Annotated in this window: 8 protein-coding genes; 7 read left to right on the forward strand and 1 reads right to left on the reverse strand. The window is 44.0% G+C overall.

Annotation, left to right across the window (positions count from 1 at the left end; translation table 11 throughout):
• The first annotated feature begins 407 nt into the window (after positions 1-407).
• The gene (locus NSS82_RS09920) at positions 408-8,114 is read left to right on the forward strand and encodes a pullulanase (RefSeq protein ID WP_076271946.1); all 7,707 of its coding nucleotides are present in this window, start codon (positions 408-410) and stop codon (positions 8,112-8,114) included.
• Positions 8,115-8,272: 158 nt separating this feature from the next.
• Here the strand turns inward: NSS82_RS09920 and NSS82_RS09925 are convergent, their stop codons facing one another.
• A complete protein-coding gene (locus NSS82_RS09925; RefSeq protein WP_076103981.1) occupies positions 8,273-10,018 on the reverse strand; it encodes an alpha-glycosidase in 1,746 nt (581 codons plus the stop codon).
• 782 nt (positions 10,019-10,800) lie between these two features.
• Between NSS82_RS09925 and NSS82_RS09930 the strand changes: the two genes are divergently transcribed.
• The 6 genes from NSS82_RS09930 to NSS82_RS09955 all read left to right on the forward strand — a co-directional run bounded on the left by NSS82_RS09930 (position 10,801) and on the right by NSS82_RS09955 (position 19,253).
• Complete coding sequence (locus NSS82_RS09930; RefSeq protein ID WP_036684378.1) at positions 10,801-12,132, forward strand: sugar ABC transporter substrate-binding protein; 1,332 nt, start codon at positions 10,801-10,803, stop codon at positions 12,130-12,132.
• A 107-nt stretch (positions 12,133-12,239) separates the two neighbouring features.
• Complete coding sequence (locus tag NSS82_RS09935) at positions 12,240-13,553, forward strand: sugar ABC transporter permease (RefSeq protein ID WP_036684375.1); 1,314 nt, start codon at positions 12,240-12,242, stop codon at positions 13,551-13,553.
• Complete coding sequence (locus NSS82_RS09940; protein WP_036684372.1) at positions 13,550-14,392, forward strand: sugar ABC transporter permease; 843 nt, start codon at positions 13,550-13,552, stop codon at positions 14,390-14,392. The genes NSS82_RS09935 and NSS82_RS09940 overlap by 4 nt, the downstream gene beginning before the upstream one ends.
• A gap of 97 nt (positions 14,393-14,489) precedes the next feature.
• A complete protein-coding gene (locus NSS82_RS09945) occupies positions 14,490-16,544 on the forward strand; it encodes a methyl-accepting chemotaxis protein (protein ID WP_081384062.1) in 2,055 nt (684 codons plus the stop codon).
• A gap of 152 nt (positions 16,545-16,696) precedes the next feature.
• Complete coding sequence (locus NSS82_RS09950; RefSeq protein WP_143761216.1) at positions 16,697-17,626, forward strand: AraC family transcriptional regulator; 930 nt, start codon at positions 16,697-16,699, stop codon at positions 17,624-17,626.
• A gap of 121 nt (positions 17,627-17,747) precedes the next feature.
• Positions 17,748-19,253 carry an alpha-glucosidase/alpha-galactosidase gene (locus tag NSS82_RS09955; RefSeq protein WP_076271947.1) on the forward strand — a complete coding sequence of 502 codons (1,506 nt, stop codon included), beginning with the start codon at positions 17,748-17,750 and terminating at the stop codon, positions 19,251-19,253.
• Positions 19,254-19,932: the final 679 nt, after the last annotated feature.

The following is a 19,932-nucleotide window of genomic DNA, read 5'->3' on the forward strand; positions in this document are numbered from 1 at the left end:
AAGAACAAGTTTCGTTTTTATTGCGGCTTTAAATTGAGCTTTTATTTTAGAAAATACTGGTTGACAATACCGCAAATTCGGCATTAGTATGTAAATCAAAATACAGCAAGCGTTTTCATTGGGCGTTTTTAGGTTGAACCAGTTGCACTAACGAATGGGTTTTATGGACTAGTGTTTGTGCATAGCTTTTTGCAAACGATTGCACTAATTTCGACATGATGTATCAAGCTTTTACTTTGATAAAAGGATGGTGACAGCGTTAAATTGGCTTGACGAGCCATACATATAGACCTTCTCCAACTTTAGAAGGAATAGCATGATTTATAATCTCATAAATTGGTGGGGTTTGTGAAATCATGTATCCGCTTGCAAAAAGGGAATTCATAATTATGGGAGGTTTTGCAAAAATGAAAATAACTTTATGGGGGAAGAGGGCATTTGCGATCTTTATGATTATTGCTCTCGTGTTCTCTGGTCTTGGACTACATCCTGTTAATGTTACAGCAGCAACGACGAAGGTTGTATTGGTTGGGGATCTGCAGTCTAAATTTACATCGACAGGTGCGGAAACGCCGGGTAAGGATTGGGATGAGACATCAGTAGTTACCCAAATGACCTATTCAGATAATGGCCTATATTCTTTTACAGGCACTCTGCCGGCAGGAGAATATAACTACAAGGTTACTCTTAATGATTTATGGGACGAGAACTATGGATTCACAAGTTACACCAATCCTCAGGGAACAAATGATGGGGAGAATATCCATATCAAGCTGGAAACAGAGACTGCCGTAACCTTTTATTATAATGACTTAACTCATAAAATAGCTGATTCCACGTATTACACACCGATTGCTTCCGCTAAACTACCAAGATTGACAGGAAACCTGCCGGCAGAAGCACTTACCGTATTATCTGATCCTGATTTTGATGATGTTTACAGTACGGTGGCTACCCTTCCTAAGGGAGATTACACCTACCAAGTTTCTGTTCCAGGAGACGGTGAAGCCGGGGATCAATTGTATCCCGAAACTGCTAATAATCTGAGTCTTCCTTCAGATCTTCTGGTTACCTTTAAATTTAATCCACTGGATGGCAGTGTGACAGCAGAATATAAAATTCCTTCTGAACCTGTTGAGGTTACTCCTGTTCCGGCTGGACACATCCGTATTCACTACAATCGGACAGCTGGTGACTATGAAAATCAGGGATTATGGACATGGGATGATGTTCAATCCCCTTCCGCAAATTGGCCTACAGGTGCAACTCCATTTCCTGAAGGGCAAATCGATTCTTATGGTGCTTATGTTGACGTGCCAGTGAAGGATGGAGCTAAGAAAATTTCGTTCCTTGTGGTAAACCGAGTCACTCAGGCCAAGGATGAAGGGGATAAACTCTTTGCCATTAACACGCCTGAGGCGAATGAAATTTGGATCAAGCAGGGTTCAAATGATGTAACACCGTATGAACCAGTTACACTTGCTCCTAATACAGTGCGAATTCACTATACCAGAGCTGATACAAATCATGATCAATATGGACTGTGGCTGTGGGATGACGTCGTAGCCCCATCCGAAAATTGGCCGTCTGGAGCTACTCCTTTTGTAGCAGATCAAACAGATCGTTATGGTGCATATGTTGATGTTCCGCTTATTGAGAATGCGAAGAAAATCGGCTTTATTGTGATGAAACCTTCGAACGGTGATAAGGACGGTGACAATAAAACCTTTAGCCTGCTGGATCGATACAATCAGCTATGGGTTAAAGAAGGAGACAACAATGTTTATGTTTCTCCGTTTGGTGAGACACCTATTGGCTTAGTATCCGCAGAGGTGCTGTCGACGAGCAAAATCCTTCTCGGCTTCACACTGACTGACGGTTTGGATCCAGCAGCCTTAAAGACAGCAATTACAGTTAAGGATAAAGAGGGTGCTGCAATCCCGATTACTGCTGTAACCCTTACAAGCAAAACTTCAATCGAAGTGGATACAGAAGCATTTGATCTGGAAAAAGTTCCGCTTAGCGTTACCTATTCAGGTAAAACGGTCTCAGCCGCAAGTGGCTGGAGAATGCTTGATGAAATGTACAACTATACAGGAGACGATCTTGGAGCTACGTATAATGCTGACAAAACAGCCACATTGAAATTATGGGCACCTAAAGCAAGCTCGGTCGTTGTGAATCTTTACGATAAGAATGACTCTAACGTGCAAGTGGGCAGTGTTGCTTTAACGCTCGGCGAGCAAGGGGTTTGGTCAGTCCAGCTGAAGCCAGCTGATTTGACAGGCACAACGGCAACAGATGTAAGGGGCTTCTTTTATCAATACGAAGTAACGAATGACGGTGTAACCCATAAGGTTCTTGATCCTTATGCTAAATCAATGGCGGTATTTACTGTGGATACCACAGGTGCTGCTGGTGCTGGCGTGGATACAGTGGGCAAAGCGGCTATTGTTGATTTAAGCCAGACGAACCCAGATACCTTTGGGTATGCTGATATAAAAGGCTACGAAAAACGTGAGGACGCCATCATCTACGAAGTCCACGTGAGAGATTTTACATCGGATGTATCGATCGAGGATAGTCTGAGTGGGGAAAGATGGGGTTCTTATAGCGCTTTTGAAAAGAAACTTGATTATATTAAATCTCTTGGTGTAACGCATGTTCAGTTGCTTCCTGTGATGGCTTGGTATTACGGGGATGAGACGAAGATGGGGACTAGAGAGCCGGATTATTCCGCAAAAAACAATGAATACAACTGGGGTTATGATCCTCACAGCTATTTTTCACCGGACGGGGCCTATTCACAGAACCCTGCCGATCCAGAAGAGCGGATTAAAGAATTAAAAGGTTTGATTGATGCCGTGCATGAAGCTGGAATGGGTGTCATTCTGGACGTAGTGTATACTCATATGGCTAAAAAAGAATTTTTAAACGACATCGTACCTAATTACTATGCCTTCCAAGATGCAAACGGTAACTTTATCGGGGGGTTCGGCAACAATTTAGCCACCAACCATAAAATGGCTGAGAAGCTGATGGTTGATTCGGTAAAATACTGGTTTGAAGAGTACAAGATTGATGGAATGCGCTGGGATATGATGGGCGATGCGACAGCTGATGCTGTTCAGCATGCTTATGATGCCGCAGCAGCAGTGAATCCGAAGGCACTCTTTATTGGTGAAGGCTGGAGAACATTCGGCGGCGCCGCGGCTGATCCTTCTCTCGCTGGGCAAGGTGCAGATCAGGATTGGATGGACAAAACGGATAGTGTCGGTGTTTTCTCAGATGAATTCCGTAATGAATTGAAGTCTGGTTATGGTTCCGAAGGTCAGCCTAGATTTATTACAGGTGGAGCACGTCCGATCGCTACAATCCTGGACAATATCAAAGCTCAACCTTCGAATACACCAGCAGATGATCCGGGTGATATCGTCCCATATATCGAAGCTCATGATAATCTGACACTTCATGATGTCATAGCACAATCGATCAAGAAGGATCCGGATATTGCTGAGAATGAGCTTGAAATTCAGCAGCGGATCAGATTAGGAAATATGCTCGTATTAACTTCTCAAGGTACAGCCTTTATCCATGCCGGTCAGGAATATGGGCGGACTAAGCAGTGGAAGGGCACAACGGTTCCTGAGGATAAATTCACAGAGATGTTCGACAATAACAACCAATCGTTTGGCTATTTCATTCATGATTCTTACGATTCATCGGATGCAGTTAACATGTTTGATTGGACCAAAGCAACAGATGAATCTAAGTTCCCAGTACAGAACACGACAAGAAAATATACGTCGGGTCTGATGGAGCTGAGAAAATCAACGGATGCCTTCCGATTGGGCGATAAGGATTTGGTTGACTCTAACATTAACCTGATCCCTGCTCCAGAAATGAAGGATAACGATCTTGTCATCGGCTATTCCAACAAAGCAACAGATGGAACTGGCATCTATTATGTCTTCATGAATGGTGACAGCACAACTAGAAAACTGACCTTATCTGAGGATTTGACGGGCGGTCAGGTGCTTGTGGACAACGATGAAGCTGGTGTTACAGCGATACCGGCTGCACAGCAGTCAGGTTTTATTTTGACAGCAAATTCAATTACACTAGAGCCTTTGACGGCCGTGATTATTCAAAAGGAAGCTGCACCAGTTACGCTGAACTCTTTGGAAACAGATAGTGCAAGCTACACGCTGGCAGCAGGAAATACGCATCAAACCGCTGTTTTTGCGAAATATGATGACAATAGCAGAAGTAATGTTACTAAGAAGGCTACTTACCTCTCCAATAAACCTGAAGTAGCTACAGTAACTGATAAAGGTCTAGTCAAAGCGGTTGGGCTAGGAACGGCAACCCTTACTATTTCTTATGAAGGTATTTCTACAACCGTCACCGTTAATGTTACTGACAAACGATATGTTCAATTCACTTATACCCGTAGCGATAAGGACTATAAGGATTGGAATATCTGGGTTTGGAACACTGGAGCTAAAAATGACCAGATTGATTTCACAACCTTTAAGAATGGCACAGCGAGCGTTCTGATTGAGGTTGCGGAGAATGCAACAAGCGTTGGATTTGTCCTGCGCAAAGGTACGGATTGGAACACGGGGAAACTAGACTACCCAGACGATCGTGTTATTCCGTTGACCCCTGGTGAACCGTTCACTAAGGTGTATGTAACCAGTATGGTTAAAGAGCTTGATATCAAACCAAGTATTAGCGGCCCTATTTTAAAAGATGGAACGATTACTTTCAGATACCGCGACGACGCTTTGTTCCGTAATGGAAATATGGACGCAATAACAGCTGCTAAAGTAAAAGTGAACGGCACTTCGTATCCAATGATCTATGATCCGGCTAACGAGTGGTTCACTTACACACTGGCTGATTTAAAAGAAGGTATGTATAAATATACTTTCTTGATTACTAAAGACGGCGTCACTACCGAAATTACAGATCCAAAGAATACGGTGAATGATGAATCTGTTATTGATTATCATCAACCTGTCGTTAAGATTGCGACATCCGTAAGTCCAGAGGCAGTCACATCCAATCAGAATGCTGTTGTAACCATCCACGCTTCCTCTTCGGAAGAAGTAACTTACTCTGAAGCATATATGGATTTAACTAATCTTGGGGGCCCTAGCAAAGTTAAGCTGGATACGGAACTCTTGAAACAAACGGTTGCTGTGGAAGACACGGTGTCAGCGGGCATCAAGGATATTCCGATTACGCTCGTAGACCAATACGGCAATGCACATAAGGAAAAGGCTACACTTGAGGTAAAAGCAAGAACCTATACAGGGGATAAGCTGGATTTTGATTGGGATGAGGCTCGAATTTATTTCGCGCTTACAGACCGATTTAAAGACGGTGACCCAACGAATAATGAGAATGTGAATAAAGATCATCTGGAAGCTTATCATGGTGGAGATTTCCGGGGGATGATCGACAATCTCGATTATTTGCAAGAGCTAGGAATTAACACGTTATGGATCACGCCAATCGTAGATAATATTGATTTTAACAAAGGCGTTGACTTTGGCAGCGAACAATATGGATACCATGGGTATTGGGCAAAAGATTTTACCAAGCTTGACGAGCATCTTGGCGATATGGCCACCTTCAAGGAGCTGATCGAAAAGGCGCATGACAAAGGGATCAAGATCATGGTTGACGTTGTACTCAATCATACGGGTTACGGTCTGAAAGCTGAGGATACCTATCCGACAATTACAGCTGAGGATAAAGCACGTTTCGAAGGGATGCTGCGCACGGATGGTGTATCCGCAGATACAGATCCAATTAAGGGTGAACTTGCTTTCCTGCCAGATTTCAAAACGGAAGATCCAGCCGTTCGTGAAAAAATTATCGCTTGGCAAACAGGCTGGTTAGACAACGCACGTACGGAACGTGGAGACACGATTGATTATTTCCGTGTGGATACGGTCAAACACGTGGACGATACGACTTGGAAAGCCTTTAAAAATGCACTGACAGCGATTGATCCAAACTTCAAAATGAACGGCGAATACTTCGGTGGAACCATTGATAACAATGGTGGAATGCTCGAAACTAGCCAGATGGATGGGCTGCTTGATTTTGGATTTAAAGATGCAGCCAGAGATTTTGCAAATGGTAAGGTAAACAGTGTGGATGCTTATCTGCAGGAACGTGAATTGAAGATCGACAATACGAAGATGATGGCTCAATTCCTGAGCAGTCACGATGAGAATGGTTTCTTGTCTGATTATGTGGGAGGCGATAAAGGCAAGCTGAAGATTGCTGCAGCTCTGCAAATTACCGCCAAAGGACAGCCGGTAATATACTACGGAGAAGAACTGGGTAATTCAGGCAGCAATGCTGGAAATATGTCTGAAGGTCAATTCAGTGAGAACCGTAAGGATATGCCTTGGGATCAATTAACGGCAGAGAAGCCACTACATGACCATTATCAAAAGCTGTTGAATATCCGTGCGAAGTACTCCAAAGTGTATTCCAAAGGTGCGCGCACGAAGCTCGCAGGTTCAGATGATTCAGGTTATTTGGCTTTCAACAAATCTTATGAAGATGAGAACGTAGTGACGGTAATCAATACTAAAACTAGTGAGAGTTCTGTAACGATTCCAGTACCGTTTGCTGCTAATTCATCGGTAACCGATGAATACAGCGGTAAAACATACATGGTTTCCGAGGATCAAAAGGTAAATATTGATCTGCCAGGTAGAGATGATGGAGGTACGGTTATTTTGGCTGAGGTATCGGATGTTATACCGACACCAACGCCAACGTCGACACCAACACCAACGTCGACACCAACATCAACGCCGACACCAACACCAACACCAACACCGACACCAACGTCGACGCCAACACCGACACCAACGTCGACACCAGAAGTAACACCTTCGCCTGAGGTGACACCAACGCCAGAAGCTACAGCGGCACCAACCTCTGGAGTTGTTGTTAACCCTAGCCCTACACCGCCAGCGGATACTCAGGTTGTGAATGAGGATAGCTTGAAGAATGGTAAAGAAGGCAAGGTGCAAATTGATGTTGCTGCTGGTAAGACAGCGGTACGCTTACCTTTACAAGCTGCACAAATACTAGGAACTGATGATCTTGTGTTTAAAATGGGAGATCTGTTAGTTACTATCCCTAGCCAGCTTTTAAGTACAATGCCAAGTTTAGCTTCAGGTATTGATGGGGTAGGTGCCCAAATCTTGCTTGAACTGAAGCCACTGGCGCAGTCTGCTGCGAAAGCCATAGTAGACGGTTTAAACAATGATAGTGCTCATGTTAGCTCTCTTTCCGATGTATTTGAATTCAGACTTAGCGTGCTGATGAAAGACGGTACTCGGATTGTAATTAAGCAGTTCGATGAGCCGATTACGATCTCATTTAAGATTAAAGGGCAATTCAACAAAGACTTAATCGGAATCTATTATTTAAGTGATAATGGCGGGTTAGAGTACGTGGGAGGACAGCTGAATGGAGAGGTGATCACGGCACAAGTCACACACTTCAGTAAGTATGCTGTGCTTGAAATCGATAAGTCGTTCAAAGATGTTCCTGCAACCTATTGGGCATTTAAGGCGATTCAATCACTTGCCGCCAAACAAATTGTGTCAGGGGTTACTACCTCTGAGTTTGATCCGAAAAGTAATGTTAGCCGTGCGGAATTTACAGCACTACTAGTACGTGCACTTGGCTTAAAAGCGGAAGGGCAGGTCCTGTTTACTGACATCAGGTCAGATGCATGGTATGCCTCATATGTAGCTACAGCTGCTAAGCTGGGTATTGTTAGTGGACGGAGTAATAATATTTTTGCGCCGAATGCATCAATTACCCGTGAGGAAATGGCTGTTATGGCGATCCGCGCACTTGAAGTGAAGTCTGGTAAGAAGCTTGAGCCTGTAGCAGCCTCTACGGCATTTACTGACGCTTCAAGTATTAGCAAGTGGGCGGAAGCCTATGTGAAGACTGCAGCAGACTTAGGACTCCTGCAAGGCCGAGAGAACAATCGATTCGCTCCAAAAGCATGGATGACCCGCGCAGAAAGCGCACAGGTTATTTATACGCTGCTGAGCAAGTAGGCTAAACTAAAGTGTGCTGAATTCTGGCACCCCTTAGTTTGAGCAGCGGTTAGCATTTTAGTATTCTCCAAAAGAAAACAGGGTATCCCGAAGCGATTATCGCTTGCGAGATACCCTGTTTTGTTATGCTGTATGGCTGAGCAGTGGAAAGAAACCTTTTAGATGATTGCCTTTAGGATAGTGAATCCATAGGCTGGCATCTTCACGATCAGCTTGCTGCGTTCTGTGCGCAGTGTTTCGCCTGTAAACAAGTTCTCCCAATCCCGCTCGTCTACGTCAATACGGAAGGTCTGAGCGGTCTCTTCACTGTTGATTAGTACGACAATTGTCTGCAGATCCAGCCGGCGCTCATAGGCTAGCTTGCTGCCTTGTTGTCCTGCCTCAAGGAAGGTAAATGTACCTGTGCGGAGAGCAGGGTGATCGTTGCGTATTTGAATAAGCTGACGATAGAACTCGAAGAGCTCACGATCCTGCTTTTCAGGGTTCCACTCCATGCATTTGCGGCAACCAGGGTCACCTTCACCGTCCATGCCGATCTCGTCACCGTAATAGATGCAGGGAGTGCCCATAAAGGTGAATTGGAACAGTGCCGCTAATCGCATCTTGTTTTTGTCTCCAGCAGCCAGCGTAAGCAGTCGTGGAGTATCGTGGCTGTCGAGCAGATTAAAAGCAACTTCACTTGCCTGCAGCGGATAGCGCGATAACTGTTTGCCAATGGAATTAGCGAATTCTTCAGCATCAAGAGTGCCATGCACAAAGAAGTCAAGGACAGCGTCAGTGAAAGGATAGTTCATAACGGCATCAAATTTATCGCCTTCTAGCCAAGGTGCAGATTCATGCCAGATTTCTCCCAATATGTAAGCCTCAGGATTAGCACGTTTAACCACCTTGCGGAATTCCCGCCAGAAATCATGATCCACTTCATTGGCAACGTCCAGACGCCAGCCATCGATCCCAACTTCTTTGATCCAGTATTCTGCGACTTTCAGTAAGTATTGTTTAACTTCAGGATGTTCTGTGTTTAGCTTTGGCATTAGCGGTTCAAAAGCAAAGGTGTCATAAGTAGGGACACCGTTTTCAATTTGAAGTGGAAACTTGCGAATATGGAACCAATCTTTAAAGGCGGAAGCCTCTCCTTTTTCTTGAACATCCACAAAAGGGGCAAAGGTTCTGCCAGAATGATTGAATACGGCATCTAGCAGGACACGAATCCCACGTTTATGGCAGCTATCGACGAGCTTTTTTAAAGTCTCAATATCTCCAAAATGCGGATCGACTTTCATATAGTCTTCTGTATCGTATTTGTGATTAGTAGTTGCATCAAAGATAGGTGTGAAATAAATAGCAGTGATCCCAAGCTCGTTAAGATGATCTAAATGATCAATAACCCCTTGCAGGTCGCCGCCAAAAAAATTGGTTGGTGTTGGTTCGGAGCCCCATGGCTGAACATTTTCCGGATCAAGGCTCGGGTCCCCATTTGCAAAGCGTTCTGGGAAGATCTGATAAAAAACAGCGTCCTTTACCCAGGCAGGCGGAGCGAATACATCAACGCGGTTAATGAAGGGGAATTCGAACAGCTTGTTTGGGTTTTCCGGCCGCACCGTTTGAAAGTCACTTTCGGTCATCCAAATTCGTTCGTTATCTTTTTGAAGTAAGAAGCCGTATTTCAAGCGGCGGTAGAGAGGTACTGAAGCACATTCCCAATAGTCAAACATAGCATCGGAGGTGAAGAGGGTCATGGGAATTAGTTCTTTTGTGGTATCCCAAGCGTATTTATCTCCAGCAAAGGCGAACACTTCGGTTAAATCCCCTTTTTTAGCGCGCAGACGCAGGTGAATCGTACTTTCATTATAGGCATAAGACCAATTTAACCGCGGACGATGATACACTGCTTCCAGTAACATGATAAATCCTCCTAAAGTTTTGTTAGCGTTACTTCCTCGAACACTTCGGCAAAACCGCATCGAAAGCATAAACTATTCCCGGACGATACTCCACAGAGCGCGTGGAATGTAGAATGTCGCTATTGTTATTGGTTGCACAATTTTTTATGCAACATGCACTAAATCAGTAGCAGAGTAGCACATAACAAAGAGGCACAGCCACCGCGAAGTAGCTTGCCCGAGGTTGTACCTTTGATAAGTAACATTGCCTTTTAATTGTATAGAACAGGAGGCAGACAAGAGATGTTGTGCTTCATGCTGGACAGCCTCTTAACGTTTTGGATTATAGCATGGAATAAAAGGGATTTCAATACTCTTGTTCAAACCATTGCACTAAATTTCACTAAAGTAAACGAGCATTGTGAACGTTAATTTATGAGAAATCTCTTGAAATAGAGAAAATGTGGCATATTAGGGGCAAATAAAATAGATATTCCAATATTAAACACATGAATTATCGACTAATTAAAAGATATCATGTGAAAAATGGAGATATATGCCTATAATGTATATCAATTAATGGAAAATGACCCAATACAGTATATGCAAACGTTTTTAAAAACAATCGTTACTGTTGTATGATGTACTCATGGATGAAGCGCTTTCTTACCTGTGAAATGCAGATACAGAAGGAGCAAGCTAAAAGAAGAACTTTTTTTTTAGCCTTTCTGAAATCGTTTGCGCAGATTGCAGCACTACTATTTTCCATCTTACGTTTTTAAAAATTGGGAGGGGTTAAAGTAATGAAATTGAAAAAAATGATGGTTATCACCGCAGCTTTCTCAATGGCTCTGTCCGTTACAGCATGCGGTTCGAACAACAACAGTACGAATAACGGGGGCAACAACGCAGCAAAAGCTACTAACAACGCTACTACAGAGACTGCAGCGCCAGAGAGCACAGATGCAGCAGTAACAGATGAAATCGTACCTGAAGATGGCGCAACTCTAGTGGTATGGGAAAGTAAAGAAGAAAGACCTTTTGCAGATGAGATTGCTAAACAGTTCACAGCAAAATATAACGTTCCAGTCAAGGTTGAAGAATTGGCACCCCCGGATCAAGTAACTAAGCTTACTCAAGATGGTCCTTCAGGATTAGCGGCAGACGTTATTCTTATCCCTCACGATAACTTAGGTAAAGCGGCAAGCGCGAGCTTGGTTCTTCCTAACGATGTTTTCGGTGAAGAAACAAAAGCTAACAATACTGAAGCTTCGATTATCGGATCTTCGTACGAAGGCGAATTGTATGGTTACCCAAGAGCAGCAGAAACTTATGCATTGTTCTACAATAAATCGCTTGTTAAAGAAGCACCTAAATCATTCGATGATGTTCTTGCATTCAGCAAAACATTCACGGATAAATCGAAAAATAGATATGGAATTATGTGGGAAGTAGGAAACGTGTACTTCAACTACATGTTTATCGCATCCGATGGCGGATACCTCTTCGGTAAGGATGGTACGGATAAAGATGATATCGGTCTTGCTAACGATGGCGCAATTGCAGGACTTAAAGAATTTGTGAAATTGAAGGAAGCATTGCCAATTAAGAGTGGTGATATCAACAGTGATATCAAACGCAGCTTGTTCAACTCTGGTGATGTAGCTATGGATATCACAGGTCCATGGGAGCTTGGAGGATACAAAGAAGCTCTTGGTGACAACCTTGGTATTGCTCCAATCCCTACTGTGAATGGCAAAACAGCAATTACATTCTCTGGTATTAAAATTTTCGCAGTTAACTCGTTTACTCAATATCCGAATGCTGCTAAATTGTATGCGAATTTTGCTTCAAGCAAAGACGCTCAGCTGTTACTGAACAAAACGATTGGTTCGGTTCCTACAAACAACGAGGCGCTTCTTGATCCACAGATCTCTAGCGATCCTTATGTGTCCGTTTTTGCAGAACAAGCTAAGAACTCCCAACCGATGCCTTCTATCCCTGAAATGGGTAACGTATGGAGTCCAGTAAATGCTGCCCTTCCAGAAATTTGGGATAAAAATGGGGATCCAAAAGCAGCAATGGACAAAGCTGTACAACAAATCAAAGATTTGAATAACAGTGCATCTCAATAAGGATCATAATTCACTGTCTTAACAGCATACAGTGAATCAAGCTGCCCGCCGCATGTTTAGCGGCTGGCAGCTTCTTATTTTCACTCTGAGAGGAGAACGGAAGCGAAATGCAACGACATCGCACGAGGGCCGCAATACTGTCGACGATTTTTATGGGATTGGGACAAATATATAACCGCCAATTCGTTAAAGGAATATTATATTTAGCCGTAGAAGCTGTAGCCGTTTTTTATTTTATTGAGAATCTTGCCAACTCCTTATGGGGCATTGTAACACTAGGAGAGAATCCGAGTCGTCTGGTTAAAGTGAAGGGGATCGCCAAGATGGTTACCGGTGATCACTCGATTTATATTATGATCCAAAGCTTGATCACCATCCTTATTCTTATTCTATTGATTATCGCGTGGTATTTGAATATCAGAGATGCTTACAAGATTGGAGAAAAACGTGATAACGGTCTTCAGGCAAACACTTTTAAACAAAGTGTTCGTTATATCCTGGATTACAAGTTTGCTCAAGCGTTTCTAGTCTTGCCGGGCATTGGTGTTCTATTCTTTACGATTATGCCAATTATCTTCATGATCCTGTTGGCCTTTACGAACTATTCCGCACCTGATCATCTTCCACCCGCCAAATTGGTGGACTGGGTTGGATTTCAGACCTTTCGTAATTTATTGGTCCTTAAGACATGGAGCCACACTTTTTATGGTGTATTAACATGGACAATTATATGGGCAGTTCTTTCAACCATTACTACATACTTCGGAGGACTGTTGGTCGCTTTGCTGGTGAGTCAGAAGGGCATTCGCTTCAAAGGAATGTGGAGAGTAATTCTGATTGTGCCTTACGCGGTGCCACAGTTAATCTCGCTTCTGCTCATGCGCAACTTATTTAACGGTCAATTCGGGCCTATCAATCAATACATGGGGTATTTTGGACTGGATGGATTACCGTGGCTGACTGACCCATTCTGGGCTAAGGTTACCGTAATTATCGTTAATATGTGGGTAGGTATTCCTGTTTCTATGCTGCTTATCATGGGCGTTCTGACTACTATCCCACGGGATATGTATGAAGCTGCTGAGGTGGATGGAGCATCGGGTTATCAGAAGTTCCGTATCGTAACGTTGCCGATGGTATTGTTCTCCACAGCACCAACCTTGATTACGCAGTTTGCAGGTAACATCAACAACTTTAACGCAATCTTCCTATTAACTGGGGGTAGTCCGGTAAATGGTGACTATCAATATGCCGGTTCTACGGACTTGCTAGTAACCTGGTTATACAAATTAACGCTTGATCAGAATAAAAACAACATGGCTTCGGCAATAGGGATTATTATCTTTATCATTGTCGCTTCATTCTCCCTGTACAATTACCGCCGGACGAAGTCATTTAAAGAGGAGGATATGATCCAATGAGCAGAAAAGTCGCGAACATTATTCGCTTAGCAGGTAGTTATATTATCTTGATTGCTTTGTCGATAGCTGCACTCTATCCTGCCCTTTGGATTCTCTTAGCTTCCTTCCGACCTGGTAAATCATTGTACAGCAAAACGTTTATTCCCGAGCAATTCACTTTATCACATTACAGAGAATTGTTCACATCACCCAGCTATATGTTTGGGACTTGGTATGCCAATACCTTGAAAATAGCTGTGTTCTCGATGCTTATCGGGGTAGTTCTTACTTTGTTAACCAGTTATGCCGTATCCAGATTCCGGTTTAAAGCGCGTAAAACAGCGTTATCCACCGTATTGATTCTTGGTATGTTCCCTGGTTTTATGAGTATGATCGCTATTTATATGCTGCTTAAAGAGTTTAATTTGCTGGATACACATATTGCGTTAATTATCGTTTATGCGGCTGGGGCACCGCTGGGTGGGACCTTTATCGCTAAAGGGTTCCTGGATACGATTCCTCGTTCTTTGGATGAGGCGGCTCGAATAGATGGGGCGAGTAATTTCGGGATATTTATGCGGATCATCTTACCCTTGTCACGTCCTATGATCACTTACATGGCGCTGACTCAGTTTGTTGGTCCTTGGGTGGATTTCATTTTCGCCAGACTTATTTTGCGGACGAAGGAGAACTGGACGGTCGCAGTCGGAATGTGGGATATGGTTAACACGAACCAAAACACGAACTTTACCTTGTTCTCTGCGGGTGCGGTTTTGATCTCCATTCCAATTATGATTTTGTTTGTATTCTTGCAACGTCTGCTAGTAGATGGCTTGACAGCAGGAGCAAGTAAGGGGTAAACCCATTCGCTCGCTTCATGCTAATAAATAATCAGGGTACAGCCTTTATACAGAAATGGAGGGCTGTACCCTTATTTCGTCATGGGGAGTGAACTTAATGAAAAAGTCCTGGACTCTATATTTTAAATCTGTTGGAGTTAAACTGTTCGTTATTTTATTTAGTTCTATAGTTCTCTTATCCTCTGTGCTAGGATTAACTTCCTATTTTGCCGCCAAAAATATCATTACGAATGAGGTTGCTGCAGCCTCCACACAATCTGTAGTTCAGGCAGCGGACAAGCTGGATTTTGTGCTGGCAGAGTATGAGGCACTATCAAGGCAGTTTGCACTCGACTCTGTGTTAAAGGGTGATTTAGAAAAAATAAATAGTGGCGAGCTTACAACTGTGGCCAAAGCGGGTGCTGAAGATCGGATTCGCAGAAAGCTGGACTTGGTAAAAGGGTCTGATGAGCGGATGTATGGCGTCAGGCTGGTATCCAAGAGCTTGGTAGAATCAGAATCTTATAAATCTACCGGTATAAGTGGGATTCGTAGTGATGAAGGCATTTCCGCAAGATTAGAGCAAATTGCCGCAGCTAAAGGAGAGCCAGTCTGGTTTCCCGTTCGTGAGAAAGGCTTTTTTGATGCTTATACTGAGCCATCCTTAACTATGGGGAGATTGCTGCGTAATCTTGTACATCCCGAAGCGGAGTATTACATGCTAATCGAAGTGAAAGGGAAGGCCATGACTGAAATGCTGTCTAACCTTCAGATTGGGATGACCGGTGAAATTCGTATCTTGAGTGCGGATGGCAGCATTGTGTATGGTGTGGATCAAGCTAAGCTGGGTCAACCCTCTTACATAAAAGTTTCAGAAGAACAAGGTAAAGAGCAGAATCATTCATTTACAGCGGAGGATGAGAACGGAAGTTCTCAGCTTGTTGTATACCAGCCCTTGGCTACTGCCAAGTGGACGCTTATGGGGTATGCTCCCGTCAGTGATTTTACCAAGTCTGCGGACAAGCTTTTATATATTACATTTTCTGTGGTGCTAGCGGCAGCCTTAATAGCACTACTAATCGGTTATATTCTTGTTCGTTTGGTAGGGCGTCCGCTGGGTAAGCTGGCAGTCTTGATGGAAGAAGGAGAGCATGGGAACCTACAGGTACGAACCCATTTTAAGGGCAAGGACGAGATTGGCCGCTTGGGTCACAGCTTCAACAAAATGATGGAGCAGATCTCTTTGCTTGCAAGGCAGAGCGGGAATTCGGCAGATGAAGTCCTCCTTACTTCGGAACAATTAGTACAAGCATCAAGTACAATCTCCCTCCATGCCAGAGAGGTTGCGACCGCTACCGGTGAGATTGCAGCGGGGTCAGCCAGCCTCGCTGTTGAAGCCGAACGCAGTTATCACAATGTTGAGATTATCGGCAGCAAAATGAGTGAAGTGACGGAAATAAATACAGTGATGGACCATTCAGCAGAACGGGTCATTGAGGTTAGCAATCAAGGTACAGAGCTGATGAAGCTGCTAGTAGAACAAAGTGAGTCTACGGTAGAGATGATCAATCGAATTCAAGATAATTCTACTAAGCTCAGAGAAAGCACCCATTTAATTCGCAGTATTCTCAGCCCTATGATTGCCGTGAATAAGCAAACCAATATTTTGGCGCTAAATGCTACCATAGAAGCAGTTAGGGCAGGTGCGGCCGGAAGAGGGTTCATAGTGATTGCTGATGAAATCAGGCAGCTCGCTAACCAGTCGAATGAGTCGATTCAATCGGTCTCCAAGATCACGGAAGAGATTGGTCTACATATCGAGAACACCGTTAAGGATATCAATGAAGCCGCTCCTAAGTTCCGTGAACAAATCTCTTCTGTAAGAGAGTCGTCAACGATATTTGCGAGTGTCAAAGAGGAAATGGAACATTTCATGAGACATATTAGTGAATCTTCTGCTTCTGTCCTCGAATTGATTGAGTTCCAGCGTCAACTTGGTGAATCCATGGCCAGCGTCAGCTCCATTGTCCAGCAGACCACAGCTTCGACGGAGGAGGTAGCTTCTATGTCATCTCAGCAATTTACGGTTAGTGAGGAATTGGTTGCCTTATCGGAAAAGCTGGAGGGCTTGGCAGCGGATCTCAAGCACTCTTTGGTTTCTTTTCAAGTATGACAATAATATTCTAATAGAGACGAGCAATTTTCCAGTATAGTGGAGAGTTGCTCGTTTTTGTTGATTTGATCGCTATCGGAGGTTATCTTGTCTTCGAAGTGGCTAAAGGGATACACTTGTATTAAGTAATAAATGAAGAAAGTAGTGATCCATTGACGAACTTAAATCTGAGTCCTAGCGGGAGTCTTTTTCAGCAGGTTTTAATCGAGGGAGATTATAGTCCTCATTTTTTTGCTTACTATTATAAACAGTGGAATAACTACAATATGTCTTACCATCAGCATAATTCAACGGAAATCATGTATTTGATCTCAGGGAGTTGTATCGTAGATGTCCGTCCAAGCTCAGGAGGAGAAGAGAGAGTTCGGCTGAAGCGGGGAGAATTGATCATCCTAGACGCGAATGTTCCGCATAGGCTGATTGTTGAAGAGGGGGCACCTTGTCGGATGCTAAATGTGGAATTTGGCTTCATGGAATATAGAGGGGTTGCACCCTCTGTCGGCAAGCTAGCCCGTGAAGAAACGGCGCTCGCAGAAATGCTGCAGCTTCCTTTTTCCAGTTTAGTAATGCCTGATCCGGGGGAAATCTATCATGTTCTAAAGGGACTTGTGTTAGAGCTTGATCAGAGCGGCGGGAAGGGGGGAAGTATGGTTGATTTATTATTTTGTGAGCTTCTGTTGCGATTATCCAGACTTCGGCAAGAGCAGCTTCATACCAGCCAACAGCCCTCGCAGCTTTATGTGCGCCGTAGCATCGAATTTCTGCATCAGAACTATGACCAGAACATTCAGGTTAAGGACATCGCAGCCGCAGTTAATCTGCATCCCGGATATTTACATCGAATTTTTAAGAGCCATACGGGTCGGACACTCAGCGATTACTTGAATATGCTGCGAATGGAGAAGGCGAAGATGCTGCTTGGGCAGAGCGACATCCCGATTGCTGAAATTGCAGATTACGTAGGAATTAGCAGCAGGCAATATTTTCACCTTCTTTTTAAAAAATACGCCGATTGCACGCCTGTAGAATTCCGCAATTCCATTGAGCGTCACGCCTGGAGTTATGAAGAGCATGATTTTTAGTAGATAGGTTAGGATTTTTGACACCTTCTTTCAAAAGAGGTCATGATATTGGTTACGCTTTCCTCAGGTCCCTTGCTACAATGGACAGGAACAACCAATTCATTACCGGAGGATGATAACCATGTCATTTAAAGTGTCTTTTATAGGGGCAGGCAGCATTGGATTTACCCGTGGATTGTTGCGGGACTTACTAACTGTACCGGAATTTAAAAATATCGAAGTCTCATTTATGGATATTAACAGCCACAATCTGGAGATGGTCACGGAGCTATGCCAGCGTGATATTAAGGAGAATGGTTTAAATATACAAATTCAGGCCACAACGGATCGCAGAGAAGCACTGAAGGATGCTAAGTACGTATTTTGTACTATTCGGATGGGTGGGCTTGAAGCCTTTGCTACGGATGTGGACATTCCCTTAAAATACGGAGTCGATCAGTGTGTGGGAGATACTCTGTGTGCGGGAGGTATTATGTACGGGCAACGCGGAATTGCGGAGATGCTGAATATTTGCCGTGATATTAGGGAGATGGCAGCACCGGATGTGCTTTTGCTTAACTATTCGAACCCGATGGCTATGCTGACCTGGGCCTGCAATAAATATGGTGGTGTTCGGACCATCGGTCTATGTCATGGTGTACAGCATGGGCACCAACAAATTGCGGATGTGTATGGGCTTAAGAAATCCGAAGTTGATATTATCTGTGCGGGCATCAATCACCAGACCTGGTATATTTCAGCAAGTCATGAGGGGAAGGATCTGACCGAAGGTCTTTTAGAGGCTTTTGAGAAACATCCGGAATTCAGCCGTACGGAAAAAGTGCGCATTGATATGTTACGTCGCTTTGGCTACTATAGTACAGAATCCAATGGACACTTAAGTGAGTACGTGCCATGGTACCGTAAACGCAGTGATGAAATTATGGATTGGATCGATCTGGGGAGCTGGATTAACGGAGAAACTGGTGGTTATCTGCGTGTCTGCACGGAAGGTCGAAATTGGTTCGAGACAGATTTTCCAAACTGGATGAAAGACGCGGCACTGGAGTATACGAAGGAGAATCGCGGGGAAGAGCACGGCTCTTATATTATAGAAGGCTTGGAAACGGGACGAGTGTACCGGGGGCATTTTAATACAGTGAACAATGGCGTGATTTCTAATCTGCCAGATGACGCTATTATCGAAGCACCGGGATATGTAGACCGGAACGGGATCTCCATGCCGCTGGTAGGCGAATTGCCGCTTGGACCTGCCGCCGTATGCAACGTTAGTATTTCAGTACAACGTCTGGCGGTTGAAGCAGCTGTACACGGCGATGATAAGCTGTTGCGTCAGGCATTTATGATGGACCCACTCGTTGGTGCCGTATGTAATCCAAAAGAAATCTGGCAGATGGTCGATGAGATGCTCGTCGCAGGGGAACAGTGGCTGCCTCAATACAGCGAAGCTATTGCTAAGGCCAAGGAACGTTTGGCTTCAGGAGAGCTTATCACAACGAACGCTAACAACGAGGGCGCTGCTCGCCTGAAGGTGAAGACGGTGGATGAGATGATGCAGGACCGGGAAGCAGCGAACAAAAATGCTGGTGAGTCTGATAAAGGCAAGGATAGAGAGAAGGTTCATTAGGGTGTAGTGGTGAACGCTTTTTAAATATAAATAACCTCCACATTCCAGAGTTTGGGATTGGAGGTTATTTGCATGGTGGAAATCTAAGCGGGGGAAAAACAAAACAGCAGTCATAGCTTACGAAAACAAGCTGACATGGGTGGGGAGTACAAGTTTATCGGTACCGATCCAAATTGTGAAATTAGGTGTATAGTAGGAGTTATTATGTAACTGAAAAAAGAAAGTTAATTTCACTGGCTTATTTTTTAATCTATACCGTAGCGCCGAGCGCTACAGTAATCCCACACAGTTGCCCTACATACTATTCTGACGCATTCTTTGATATTTACGGACTCAGATGAGCAATTTGCCCATCCCCGATACTTGCGGACCCAGATGACCCTATTTGCAAATTTATCGCCTTTGGAGCGTATTATCGGACTCCAGTGCACCTATTGCTAAGAATGAGGCTCGTTTTTGGTGTTTTTCGTGCTAATAGTAGCTATGGAGTCCGATAGGAAGCCAGATATGCGATAAAGCTACGTTTAAGGTCATCTGTGTCCGAAAGCGCCGATCCCCCAGTAATCCCCCAGTAATCCCCCAGTTGCCCTACATACTATTCTGACGCATTCCCTGATACTTACGGACCCAGATGACGCTATTCGCCCATCCCTCGATCTTACGGACCCAGGTGACGCTA

This window comes from Paenibacillus sp. FSL H7-0735, from assembly GCF_038008505.1.
Classification (GTDB): domain Bacteria; phylum Bacillota; class Bacilli; order Paenibacillales; family Paenibacillaceae; genus Paenibacillus_AQ; species Paenibacillus_AQ odorifer.

Excerpts from the sequence above, each read along its gene's own strand:
- NSS82_RS09920 (WP_076271946.1), top strand. The coding sequence starts at position 408 with ATGAAAATAACTTTATGGGGGAAGAGGGCATTTGCGATCTTTATGATT.
- NSS82_RS09925 (WP_076103981.1), bottom strand. The coding sequence starts at position 10,018 with ATGTTACTGGAAGCAGTGTATCATCGTCCGCGGTTAAATTGGTCTTAT.
- NSS82_RS09930 (WP_036684378.1), top strand. The coding sequence starts at position 10,801 with ATGAAATTGAAAAAAATGATGGTTATCACCGCAGCTTTCTCAATGGCT.
- NSS82_RS09935 (WP_036684375.1), top strand. The coding sequence starts at position 12,240 with ATGCAACGACATCGCACGAGGGCCGCAATACTGTCGACGATTTTTATG.
- NSS82_RS09940 (WP_036684372.1), top strand. The coding sequence starts at position 13,550 with ATGAGCAGAAAAGTCGCGAACATTATTCGCTTAGCAGGTAGTTATATT.
- NSS82_RS09945 (WP_081384062.1), top strand. The coding sequence starts at position 14,490 with ATGAAAAAGTCCTGGACTCTATATTTTAAATCTGTTGGAGTTAAACTG.
- NSS82_RS09955 (WP_076271947.1), top strand. The coding sequence starts at position 17,748 with ATGTCATTTAAAGTGTCTTTTATAGGGGCAGGCAGCATTGGATTTACC.